This window comes from Leifsonia sp. (genome assembly GCF_051955155.1).
GTDB lineage: Bacteria > Actinomycetota > Actinomycetes > Actinomycetales > Microbacteriaceae > Leifsonia.
In genome coordinates this window covers 1-11196 of the sequence record NZ_JBQCGZ010000047.1, presented here as the reverse complement: position 1 = coordinate 11196, position 11196 = coordinate 1, and the positions used below count along the sequence as shown (strand labels likewise).

The following is an 11196-nucleotide window of genomic DNA, read 5'->3' as shown; positions in this document are numbered from 1 at the left end:
GCCGCCGCGGGGCCGGACCCGCCGCCGGCGCGCCGGCGCCCGCGCCCCGCCGCGGGGGGGGGGGGGGTTCGAGATTGCCCCCCCACCCGTCCGTCGTCCGGGGAGGTGGTGCGGTGTCCGTGTCCCGTCCCGCCGCAGCGCTCGCCGTCGCCGCGGCGCTCGCGCTCGCCGGCTGCAGCGCGCCGGCCCCCACCCCGACCAGGACCCCGACCGCCACGGCGGTGCCGGTGCCGCGTCCCACGGCCACCTCGCCGGTCGTCGCGGCCATCCCGTGGCAGCCGAGCGGGCAGACAACGGTCCTGGAGACCGGGCTGGACGCGCCCTGGTCCGTCGTCCCGCTGCCCAGCGGCTCCGCGCTGATCAGCCTGCGCGACGACGGCAGGGTGCTGGAGCGTCTTCCGCAGGGCGGCACGCGCGAGGCCGGAACGGTCCCCGGCGTCGAGCACACCGGCGAGGGCGGCCTGCTGGGGCTCGCCGTGCCGGCCGGCTCCTCTCCGAGCCTCCTCTACGCCTACGAGACGACCGCCGACGACAACCGCGTGGTGCGGATGAGCCTGACCGGCGTGCCAGGCAGCTACGCACTCGGGGCTCCCGAGCCGGTGCTGACCGGCATCCCGCGCGCGTCCAACCACGACGGCGGCCGGATCGCGTTCGGCCCGGACGGGATGCTCTACATCACCGCGGGCGACGCCTCCGAGCGATCGAACGCGCAGGACCTCGCGTCGCTCGGCGGCAAGATCCTCCGCGTCACGCCGGAGGGGAAGGTCCCGGCGGACAACCCCTTTCCCGGCTCGCCGGTGTGGAGCTACGGCCACCGCAACCCGCAGGGCATCGGCTGGGACTCGCACGGCACGATGTGGGCGAGCGAGTTCGGCCAGGACACCTGGGACGAGCTGAACATCATCGAGCCCGGCGCGAACTACGGCTGGCCGGAGGCGGAGGGCATCGCGAAGGACCCCGCGTACCGCGACCCCGTCGCGCAGTGGCCGACCGACGAAGCGAGCCCGAGCGGCCTGGCCGTGGTGGGCGACACCGTCTTCCTCGCCGCCCTCCGCGGCCAGCGGCTCTGGACGGCGTGGTCGACCGGCGGCGCCGCCCCGGTCACCGTGCGGCCGTTCTTCGTCGACGCGTTCGGCCGGCTGCGCGACGTGGTGAGTCGCGGCGACCGGCTCTGGCTACTGACCAACAACACCGATGGCCGCGGCGATCCCGGTCCGGACGACGACCGGCTGATCGAGGCTCCGCTCGTCCCCGCGCAGGACACCCGCACCCCCGGCTGACCCGGTCGGCGCGGTGGACCGGATGGCGTGCGCTTGTCGGGTTAGTCTGGTGGGAGCGGCACGACACGGGAGAAGACCCTGAGCATCATCCTCGGATACGATCCGACCACTCTGCGCGAGCGCGTCGATCTGCGCGCCGCGGGCGATCGGCTGGACGAGCTCGGCAGTCTGCGCAGCCTGAGCGCCCTGAACGAGAAGACCGTCCTGCTGCGGCTGGTCGGCCGGCTGGACGAGGCGATGGAGGTCGGGAACGAGGCCGTCCGCCAGGCCAGGTTCACCGGCGACAGGGAGCAGCTGATCGGCGCCCGCGTCCGCCGTGCGCAGGTGCTGCAGTACCAGGGCAAGGTGGACGAGGCGATCGTCGAGCTCACCTCGTGCGTCGACGAGGCCCGCGGCAGGGAGTGGACGCCGCTGGAGGCGTTCGCCGTGCAGACCAGGGGCAAGGTCTACTTCGACATGCAGGACTACGAGAACGCGCTGGCCGACATGAAGGCCGCGGTGTTCCTGCGCGAGAAGCTGGGTGCGTCCCCGGCCGAGATCGAGGGCGCGCTGACGGCCGTCGCGGTCGTGCAGCGGCTCGCCGAGGCGAGCGGGGGAGCGGCCTCCGCCCCGCGCGACGGCGACGCCTGAGCGCTGCGCGAACGGCCGCCGGATGCTGGAAGACGTCCCCGGCGCCGCGTAGGATGCCTGGCATGAGTCGACCAGGGGATGCACGCTGATGGCCGAGCTCGACCGCGTGCGGCGCTGGGCGGACGCCCTGATCGCGCTGCACCTGGATCCGGCGGTCTGGTCCTTCGACTTCGACAACGCCAAGACCCGGGCGGGGCTCTGCAACTACACCGCAAAGCGCATCACCGTCTCGCGCTACCTGGCCGCGCGCTACGAGGACGACGACATCCATCAGATCCTGCTGCACGAGGTCGCGCACGCGCTCGCCGGCTCCCGCGCCGGCCACGGGCCGCGCTGGCGCGCGATCGCGCTCGACCTCGGCTACGAGGGCAAGCGGCTGCACGGCGGCGCCATCGCCGACGACCTGGCACCGTGGGTCGGCACCTGCCCGAACGGCCACACCCACTACCGCTACCGCAAGCCGGCGCGCGCCCTCGCGTGCGGCGCGTGCAGCAGGCGCTTCGACTCGGCGAACCTCATCGCCTGGGTGCACCGCGAGGTCTCGCCCGCTCAGCGCCGCCTCGCGGCGGCCGCGGCCCGCGAGGCCGAGCAGTAGTCTTCCTCACATTTGTGCCAAATCCTGGCTGCGAAGCGCGCCAAGCGACTATTTGGCACAAATGTTCCGTCAGGCGGCGGAGGGTGCGAGGCGCGCGTCCAGCGCGTCGCGGACGGCCGGCCACTCCTCGCGCAGGATGGAGTAGACCGCGGTGTCGCGCCAGCTGCCGTCCGCGCGCTGCTGCGTGTGCCGGAGCACCCCCTCGAAGCGCGCGCCGAGGCGCAGGATGGCCGCGCGCGAGCGCTCGTTGAGCACGTCCGCCTGCAGCTTCACGCGCTCGAAGCCGTTGTCGAAGGCCGCGCCGAGCAGCAGCCGCTTGGTCTCGGCGTTGACCCGGGTGCCCCAGACCTCCGGCGCGTACGCGGTCCAGCCGATGTGCGCCGCTGCGTTGACCAGGTCGAAGTCCCCGAGCGTCGTCGTGCCGACCAGGCGGTCGCCGTCGCGCAGCAGGACGGCGGTCACGTTGCCGGCGTCCCAGGCGAGGTAGCGCTGGATGAACGCGTGCCACTCGTCGTACGTGTCGCGGTAGGCGGCCGGACCGCCTCCCCAGCCGCCGGCGAAGACCTCGGGGTGCCCGATCGCGTCGAAGAGGTCGGGCAGGTCGTCCCTGGTGAGGGCGCGCAGGCGCACGGTCGCGCCCTCGAGCACGGCATCGGGAGCGGGTCGGACGGCGTTCATCCGCTCAGTATGGCAGCCCGGCCGGGGCCCGGCCGGGGCCCAGCCGGTGTCCGGTAGTCTGGACGGCGCCATGCCGACAGACGCCATCCTCCCCCGCAGCTCCGGCCAGTGGATGGACTCGGGCGACGGCCAGCGCTGGTGGTTCGACTCCGGCGCCCTCTCCCTCGACTTCGCGTACACCGGCGGCCTCGACGAGCCCGAGCGGGTGGAGCTGCATACGGTGCGCGACGCCGACCAGCTGAACGCGTGGCTCGTGGAGCGCTTCCCCGAGGTCGCCGCGACGGCGGGCGACCGCGAGTTCCGCGACGCCGTGACCCTGCGCTCCGCCATCGGCCGGCTCGCCAGGCAGGCCAGCGACGGCGACACGCTCTCGCCGGACGACATCGACATCGTCAACCTGTTCGCGGCGACGCCGGACATCCCGCCCGTCCTCGCCGGCGGCGCCCGCCAGGCCGGCCGCGCCAACGCGCGCCCGCACCAGGCGCTCGGCAGCATCGCCAGGGACGCCGTCCGGCTGTTCGGGCCGGAGGTGGACGGCCGCATCCGTGAGTGCTCCGCCGAGGACTGCCGGCTGGTGTACCTGGACACCTCGCGCAGCGGCACCCGGCGCTGGTGCTCGATGCAGCGCTGCGGCAACCGCGCCAAGGTCCGCGCGCACCGCGCCCGCGCCGCCGCGAAGGGCGCGTAGCGCTCCACCGAGGACGCGGACCGCGCGGCAGAATGGGGGCATGGAGCGTTCCGTCGACCTGAACAGCGACCTCGGCGAGTCCGTGGGCGCACTGCGGATGGGCGAGTCCGTGGGCGCACTGCGGATGGGCGACGACGCCGCCATGCTCCGGCTCGTCACGAGCGCCAACGTCGCCTGCGGCTTCCATGCCGGCGACCCGTCCACGATGTTCGGCACCTGCCGCACCGCGGCGGAGAACGGCGTGCGCGTCGGCGCCCACGTTTCCTACCGCGATCTGGCCGGCTTCGGCCGCCGCGCGATGGAGATGCCGGCCGCCGAGCTGCGCGACGAGGTGCTCGACCAGCTCGGCACCCTGGTCGGCATCGCGCGCGCGGCCGGCACGACTGTCCGCTACGTGAAGCCGCACGGCGCCCTCTACAACCGGATCGTTGTCGACGCGGCCCAGGCCGGCGCTGTCGTGGAGGCGGTCGCCGCCTTCGATCCCGGCCTCGCCATCCTCGGGCTGGCGGAGTCCGCCGTCGAGCGGGCGGCCCGGTCGGCCGGCCTGCGCTTCGTGCGCGAGGCCTTCGTCGACCGCGGCTACCGGCCGGACGGCACGCTGGTCCCGCGCGGCGAGCCCGGCGCCGTCCTGTCCGACCCGGACGCGATCGCCGAGCGTGCCGTGCGGATGGTCGCCGAAGGCCGCGTGCGCGCGGCCGACGGCAGCGACATCGCGGTGGCCGTCGACTCGCTGTGCGTGCACGGCGACACCCCGGGAGCCGTCGCGATGGCGGAGGCCGTCCGCCGCCGGCTGGACGCGGAGGGGCTGCGCGTGGAGGCGTTCGCGTGATCAGGCGCATCCTGCCCTCCGGGGACCGCGCCCTGCTGGTGGAGCTCGACGACCTGGACGCGGTGCTCGCGCTCTACCGGACGCTCGCGGACACCCGTCCGCCCGGGGTGCTCGACCTGGTTCCCGCCGCCCGCACCATCGGCGTCGCGATCGACCCGCGCGTGCTGCCGCTGAGCGCCGCGCACGGCTGGCTGGAGCGTGCGGAGCCGGCGCCGGCGGCGGCATCGACGGGCGAGGTCGTCAGCATCCCTGTGCACTACGACGGCGAGGACCTGGCCGAGGTGGCCGCGCTGCTGGGGACGACGCCGCGCGAGGTCGTCGCGCTGCACGCCGGGTCGCTCTGGCGGGTCGCGTTCGGCGGCTTCGCGCCAGGGTTCTCCTACCTGGTCACCGACCACGACCGGTTGCGCGTGCCGCGCCGGGCGACGCCGCGCACCCGCGTGCCAGCGGGCTCCGTGGGGCTGGCCGGCGAGTTCAGCGGCATCTATCCGCGGTCCAGCCCCGGCGGCTGGCAGCTGATCGGCCGCACCGACGCCGTGCTGTGGGATGCGCAGGCCGACCCGCCGGCGCTGCTGAGGCCGGGCGCCGCCGTGCGCTTCGAGGAGGAGCGGTGAGCGCCGTGGCGACGCGCCTGCGCGTCGTCCAGCCGGGTCCGATCGCCCTCATCGAGGACCTCGGCCGGCCGGGGCTCGCCGCAGTCGGGGTCGGCGCCTCCGGGGCGCTCGACCGCGGCGCACTGCGGCTCGCGAACCGGCTGGTCGGCAACGACGAGTCCCTCGCCGGTCTCGAACTGCTCTTCGGCGGCTTCGAGGCGCGGCTGGAGGGAGCGGACGCCGTCTGGTTCGCCGTGACCGGAGCGCCGGGCGCCGTGCTGCTCGACGGCCGGCCGGTGGACGCGTTCACGGCCGTGCGCGCCGAGCCCGGGCGGACGCTCACGGTCGGTCCCGCGGTCACCGGCGCGCGCCGGGTGCTCGCCGTGCGCGGCGGCATCGACGTGCCGGCGGTGCTCGGCTCGCGCTCGCGCGACACCCTCTCCGGTCTCGGCCCGGCACCGGTCGCCGCGGGCGACGTGCTCGCGATCGGGCCGGCGCCGTCCGCGCCCGTCCCTGCGCTCGACTTCCTGCCCGTCCCCGCCGCCGACGACGGGCCGGCCGAGGTGCGCGCCCACCGCGGACCGCGCGCGGACTGGTTCACCGGCGCGGCGCTCGACGCCTTCTTCACCGTCCCGTGGCGGGTGAGCGCGCAGGCGGACCGCATCGGACTGCGGCTCGACCCTCCGCGCATCCCGGCGCACGCCGCCGGCGTCGACCCGCATCCCGCGCTGCTGCTGGAGCGCGCCGCGACCCGCGAGCTCCCCAGCGAGCCGATGGTGGCCGGGTCGGTGCAGGTGTCGCCGGACGGCCGGCCGACGGTGCTGCTCGCCGACCACCCGGTGACCGGCGGCTACCCGGTCATCGCCGTCGTCGCGGACGCCGACCTGGACCGCTTCGCGCAACTGCGACCCGGGGACGCCGTGCTCTTCCGGCACGCGTGACCGCGGCCCGGCCCGGTCAGTCCCTGCGGGTGCCGGTCTGGAAGATGCTGCGCGCGGGCGGGGGAGACGGCACACTCGTCGCGTCCGTCACGATCGGAGCGCCCGCCGCGAACGTGCGCAGCTCGGCGCCGGCCACGGCCTTGGCAGGATGCGGCCCGCTCGCGAGCAGCCGGGGCAGCCACTCCAGCGGAAGCGGCGAATTGGAGCCGACGAGCACGACGTTGCCGAACCGCCGGCCCTTGAGCACCTGCGTCTCCGCGAGCGCCGCCACATTATCGACCACGGCGCCGAGCGTCGACACCTGGCTGCGCGCGAATGCGAGCGGCGGCCCGTCCGCCACGTTCACGAGGACGATGCCGTCCGGCTTCAGCAGCGACACCGCCGACCGGTAGAACTCGACACTGGTCACGTGCGCCGGCGTCCTCGACCCGCTGAAGATGTCGATCACCAGCAGGTCCACGGCGCCGCGCAGCCCGCCGGGCAGCTTGCCGACGACCTCGCGGGCGTCGCCGTGCCGGATGCGGATCTGCGCATAGCGCGGCAGCGGGAGCTCCTCGCGCACCAGGTCGACCAGCCTGCTCTCCAGCTCGACCACCTGCTGCCGCGAGCCCGGCCGCGTGTACGCGATGTAGCGGGGGAGCGTCAGCGCTCCCGCCCCCAGGTGCACGGCGGTGATGGGCTCGCCCGGCTCGCCGATCAGGTCGATCACGTTGCCCATCCGCTGCACGTACTCGAAGAACAGCTGGGACGGGTCGTCCAGGTTGACGTGCGACTGCGGGGTGCCGTCCACGATCAGCTGGTACGCGCCCGGCACGAAGCGGTCCGGTTCGATCGACGCCGTGTAGCCGCTCTCGGAGAGGACGACGGAGGGGACGTTCGAGGGGGTGGGCGGCACGGACGCCAGCCTAGTCGCAGGCCGGTCCCACCCGATCTCCACCCGCCTCTCCACCCGCGGATGGTCCCGGCGGCCCGGCTGCGCGACGACGCTGGATGCTGCGGGTCGGAGGGACCGGCCCGCGGGAGGTTCGAAATGTCCGTTCAGACGCTCGGCAACGCCGTCCTCATCGTTCTGGTGATCGGCTGGATCGGCTACCGGCAGATGACGTGGCGGCCGGTGTCCATCGCCAAGATGTGGCGGTTCCCCGCGATCGCCGCCGTCGTCGGCGTCGTGCTGCTCGTGCAGCAGGTGAAGCCGTCGTCGCTCACGCCGCTCGACCTGGTCGTCGTCGTCGCCGAGCTGGTGATCTCGCTCGCGGTGGGCGCGTGGATGGGCGCCATCGCGCACTTCCGGCCGCTGGCCGCGCCCGTGCAGCTGGGCAAGGACGCGCGCTACGTCGCCGTCTACGAGTCGCGCACCGGCGTGCTCGGCCTCGTGCTCTGGGTCGTGGTGCTCGCCGTCCGCGTGCTGATGGACGTCTCGGCAGGCATGGCCGGCTCGCACCTGGCCGAGGCGACCGGCATCATCCTGCTCGTGCTCGCCGCCAACCGGGTCGCCCGCACCGCCGTGTTCGCGGCGCGTCTCGATCGGCACGCCACGCTCGCCGCATGATGGTGTCGTGGATCCTCTGAACCGGCCGGGCAGGCTCGCCCTCGCGCTGAACATCGTCGGCGCCGTCGTCGTCGCCTGGTCCCTGGTGAGCACCCACACCGAGCATCGCCCGGTGTGGGTGCTCGTCGTCTCGCTCGTCGCGGTCGCGGCCTGGGCGCTGCGCGGGGTGTGCGCGAGGGCGGGATGGCGCACGGCGGGACTCGCGCTCGCGCTGGTCGCCGCCGTCGCCGGGGCGCTGACCGCCGCCCCCACCGACGGGATCGCGATCGTCCCCGCGGCGGTCGCTGTGCTGATCCTGATGGGCGACATCGCGTTCCCGCTGTGGGCGGCCGCCGCCGTCGTCGCGGTCTGCCTCGCGCTGGTCCCGCTCGGCGCCCTCCCGTTCGGGACGTCGGTCCCCGCCCTGCTCGGTGAGATGGGCGGCATCCTGCTCGCCGGGTTCGCCGGGCTCAGCCGCCGCCAGTTCCGGCGGACGGAGGCGCAGGCGGCGCAGCTTCGCGAGCGGGAGGCGGCGATCCGCGAGGAGGCGGCGCGGATCGCGATCGCCCGCGACCTGCACGACGTGCTCGCGCACAGCCTGGGCGGCCTCGTCATCCAGCTGGACGCGGTGGACGCCCTCCTGGAGGCGGGGGACACCGGCGCCGCGCGCGAGCGCGTCGTCGCCGCCAGGGGCCTCGCCGCCGGCGGGCTGTCCGAGGCGCGCAGGGCGGTCGCCGCGCTCCGCGAGCCGGCCGACGGCGGCGCGGCCGTCGAACCGGCCGCCTTCCGCGCGGCCATCGACGACCTCGTCTCCGCGCACCGCTCGCTCGGGGGCGAGGCGGCGCTCGCCGTCTCCGGTCGGCCCCGCACGCTCACGGCCGCGCAGGCGACGGCCCTGCAGCGCGCGCTGCAGGAGGCCCTGAGCAACGCCCGCAAGCACGCGCCGGGGCGGCCGGTGCGCGCCCGCCTTCAGTGGCAGGATGAGCGGGTGCTGCTCACCGTCTCGACCCCGCTCGGCGACGCCCCGCACGCCGCCCTCGCGGCCAGCGGCGGCGGTCACGGGATCGAGGGGATGCGCGAGCGGTTCGCCGCGCTGCCGCTCGGCGGCTCCGCGACGGCGGGGGTCGTCGGCGGCGACTTCACCGTGACGGCAGAGGCGAGGCTCGCGTGAGTGCCGAGGCGGAGCCGGCGATCCGGGTGGTCGGCGCCGACGACCAGGCGATCATCCGCGACGGGCTGGTGACGGTGCTCGGGCTGCTCCCGGACGTCGAGGTGGTGGGGGCCGCGGCGGACGGCGCGGAGGCGGTCGCGCTCGCCGTGTCCGCGCATCCCGACGTGCTGCTGATGGACCTGCGGATGCCGGTCCTGGACGGGGTCGCCGCGACGGCCCGGGTCGCGGCGGAGGCGCCGGAGACGGCGGTGCTGGTGCTGACGACGTACGCCGACGACGAGTCCATCCTCGGCGCGCTCCGGGCCGGCGCCCGCGGCTACCTGACCAAGGATGCGGGCCGGGCAGAGCTCGCCGCGGCCGTGCGCGCGGTGGCGCGCGGCCAGTCCACCTTCGCACCGGAGGTGGGCGCGAGGATCGTCGGGAGCCTGACGGCCGCCGCGCCTGCGGCCGCCCCGGACGCCGCCGCGTCCCTGATCGCGCGCTTCCCCGGGCTCACCCGGCGCGAGGCCGAGGTGCTCGCGCTGGTCGCGGAGGGCCTGAGCAACGGCGAGATCGCGTCCTCTCTCTATGTCAGCGTGGCCACGGTGAAGACGCACATCAACGCCATCTTCGCCAAGCTTGCCGTCCGTGACCGGGCGCAGGCGATCGCGCTCGTCCGCAGCTGATCGGCGTCGTGGGGTCGCCTGCGGGCCGGATCCGGCGCAGGATGGCCGCATGACGGATCGTGTGCTCGTGACAGGTGGTTCCGGCTTCATCGGCGCGCACTGCGTGCTGGCGCTGCTGACGGCGGGCTACGACGTGCGGACGACGATCCGTACACCGGCCCGCGCCGCCGACGTGCGTGCGCAGCTGGCGGCGGGCGGCTTGGAGGACGCGGGCGACCGGCTCACCTTCGCGGTCGCCGACCTGACCTCCGACGACGGCTGGGCGGACGCCGTCGCCGGCTGCCGGTACGTGCTGCACGTCGCCTCCCCGTTCCCCTCCGTGCAGCCGAAGGACCCGGACGAGCTGATCCGCCCGGCCAGGGACGGCGCCCTGCGCGTGCTCCGCGCGGCCAGGGACGCCGGCGTCGAGCGCGTGGTGCAGACCTCGTCGTTCGCGGCGATCGGCTACGGCCACGCGCCGACCGACCGGCCCTTCACCGAGGAGGACTGGACCGACCTGGACAGCGGCCGCCCCGTCACGCCGTACGCCCGCTCGAAGACGCTCGCCGAGCGCGCTGTGTGGGACTTCGCCCGCTCCGAGGGCAGCGGGATGCAGCTGGCGACGGTCAACCCGGTCGGCGTGCTCGGCCCCGTGCTCGGCCCGGACTACTCCAGCTCCGTCGAACTCGTGAAGCTGGTCAAGGAGGGACGGCTGCCGCGCCTCCCCGACGTGTGGTTCGGCGTCGTCGACGTCCGCGACGTCGCCGTGCTGCACCTGCTCGCGATGACGAGGCCGGAGGCGGCAGGGCAGCGCTTCATCGCGACGGCGGGCGACGCGATGAGCGCCAGGGAGGTCGCGCTGCTGATCCGCGGCCACCTCGGCGAGGCGGCGGGCTCCCGCGTCAGCACCAGGCTGATGCCCGACTGGATGCTGCGGGCGGCCGCCCCGTTCAGCCGCCGGGTGCGCGGGTCGCTGCCGGAGATCGGCGTCCGCAGGAACGCCACCTCGGCAAAGGCGATCGCTCAGCTCGGCTGGGATCCCCGCTCGCGCGAGGAGGCCGTCCTCGCCACCGTGGACACCCTCCCGCCGCGCCTCCGCTGACCGCCCCACCCTCCGCCGAGAGGCAGGTCGTTGTCGCCAGCCCGGGCGGAAAGCGACAACAACCTGCCACTCGACCGGGGAAGGGACGGCGGAATACGGGGAGTGCGCGCGGGGTTATACACCGAGAATGCGCCCCGGGTCAAGAAAAGACTGGACACGGCGCGTCCATTTGACATATAGTTGTTCTTTGCGCTCCCAGTCCACACATCTGCCTTCATATTGCGGTCGGCTCTGACTTTCCCCGCGCGCGCCTGGGCCCGGATCACCGGGTCAGATACGGCGTGAGCGATGCGCCTGGGAGTACTCGTCCACGAAACTACTCACCACCGACAGTAACTGGCCCGACGGGGCCCACGGAGGTTATTTCCTTGGCTGCTGCGCGCAACGCAACCAACACCGACAAGACACCCAAGAACGGACGAGCCGCATCTCGTCTCTCGTTCGCAAAGATCACGGACACCCTCACCGTTCCCGATCTGCTCGCTCTGCAGACCGAGAGCTTCGACTGGCTGGTCGG

13 protein-coding genes are annotated in these 11196 nt (G+C 74.5%); 11 read left to right on the top strand and 2 right to left on the bottom strand.

From position 1 onward, the window contains the following. Positions 1 to 113 precede the first annotated feature (113 nt). From ACTHMF_RS04725 to ACTHMF_RS04715, 3 genes are all read left to right on the top strand, one after another. The gene (locus ACTHMF_RS04725; protein ID WP_440316502.1) at positions 114 to 1280 is read left to right on the top strand and encodes a PQQ-dependent sugar dehydrogenase; all 1167 of its coding nucleotides are present in this window, start codon (positions 114 to 116) and stop codon (positions 1278 to 1280) included. A gap of 237 nt (positions 1281 to 1517) precedes the next feature. Further along, positions 1518 to 1910 (top strand): hypothetical protein, encoded by a 393-nt coding sequence (locus ACTHMF_RS04720; protein ID WP_440316501.1) that lies wholly within the window; start codon positions 1518 to 1520, stop codon positions 1908 to 1910. 88 nt (positions 1911 to 1998) lie between these two features. Continuing rightward, a complete protein-coding gene (locus tag ACTHMF_RS04715; protein ID WP_314149674.1) occupies positions 1999 to 2505 on the top strand; it encodes a SprT-like domain-containing protein in 507 nt (168 codons plus the stop codon). Positions 2506 to 2574: 69 nt separating this feature from the next. On the opposite strand, the gene ACTHMF_RS04710 is transcribed toward ACTHMF_RS04715, so the two are convergent. Next, entirely contained in the window at positions 2575 to 3183 is a 609-nt protein-coding gene (locus ACTHMF_RS04710; protein WP_314149675.1) for a GNAT family N-acetyltransferase, read from the bottom strand. Between the two features lie 70 nt (positions 3184 to 3253). Between ACTHMF_RS04710 and ACTHMF_RS04705 the strand changes: the two genes are divergently transcribed. From ACTHMF_RS04705 to ACTHMF_RS04690, 4 genes are read left to right on the top strand one after another with little or no spacing between them, the layout of a single operon-like run. Then, on the top strand, positions 3254 to 3871 hold the full coding sequence (locus ACTHMF_RS04705; protein WP_440316500.1) for a CGNR zinc finger domain-containing protein: 618 nt from the start codon (positions 3254 to 3256) through the stop codon (positions 3869 to 3871). A 40-nt stretch (positions 3872 to 3911) separates the two neighbouring features. After that, positions 3912 to 4700: a LamB/YcsF family protein gene (locus ACTHMF_RS04700; RefSeq protein WP_440316499.1), complete on the top strand. Its 789-nt coding sequence runs from the start codon at positions 3912 to 3914 to the stop codon at positions 4698 to 4700. Then, positions 4697 to 5314 (top strand): 5-oxoprolinase subunit PxpB, encoded by a 618-nt coding sequence (gene pxpB / locus ACTHMF_RS04695; RefSeq protein WP_440316498.1) that lies wholly within the window; start codon positions 4697 to 4699, stop codon positions 5312 to 5314. The genes ACTHMF_RS04700 and pxpB overlap by 4 nt, the downstream gene beginning before the upstream one ends. Beyond that, complete coding sequence (locus ACTHMF_RS04690) at positions 5311 to 6234, top strand: biotin-dependent carboxyltransferase family protein (protein WP_440316497.1); 924 nt, start codon at positions 5311 to 5313, stop codon at positions 6232 to 6234. Before pxpB ends, ACTHMF_RS04690 begins: the two co-directional genes overlap by 4 nt. Before the next feature lie 16 nt (positions 6235 to 6250). On the opposite strand, the gene ACTHMF_RS04685 is transcribed toward ACTHMF_RS04690, so the two are convergent. Then, positions 6251 to 7129, bottom strand: a complete 879-nt coding sequence (locus tag ACTHMF_RS04685; protein ID WP_440316496.1) for a spermidine synthase — start codon at positions 7127 to 7129, stop codon at positions 6251 to 6253. Between the two features lie 135 nt (positions 7130 to 7264). Here ACTHMF_RS04685 and ACTHMF_RS04680 point away from each other — a divergent pair, with 135 nt between their 5' ends. The 4 genes from ACTHMF_RS04680 to ACTHMF_RS04665 are packed head-to-tail and all read left to right on the top strand — an operon-like array spanning position 7265 to position 10679. Beyond that, the gene (locus ACTHMF_RS04680) at positions 7265 to 7783 is read left to right on the top strand and encodes a hypothetical protein (RefSeq protein ID WP_440316495.1); all 519 of its coding nucleotides are present in this window, start codon (positions 7265 to 7267) and stop codon (positions 7781 to 7783) included. A 7-nt stretch (positions 7784 to 7790) separates the two neighbouring features. Continuing rightward, positions 7791 to 8933, top strand: a complete 1143-nt coding sequence (locus tag ACTHMF_RS04675) for a sensor histidine kinase (RefSeq protein WP_440316494.1) — start codon at positions 7791 to 7793, stop codon at positions 8931 to 8933. Further along, positions 8930 to 9598, top strand: coding sequence for a response regulator transcription factor (locus tag ACTHMF_RS04670; protein ID WP_440316493.1), 669 nt, complete (start codon positions 8930 to 8932; stop codon positions 9596 to 9598). The genes ACTHMF_RS04675 and ACTHMF_RS04670 overlap by 4 nt, the downstream gene beginning before the upstream one ends. 49 nt (positions 9599 to 9647) lie before the next feature. After that, a complete protein-coding gene (locus ACTHMF_RS04665) occupies positions 9648 to 10679 on the top strand; it encodes an SDR family oxidoreductase (RefSeq protein WP_440316492.1) in 1032 nt (343 codons plus the stop codon). Positions 10680 to 11196 lie beyond the last annotated feature (517 nt).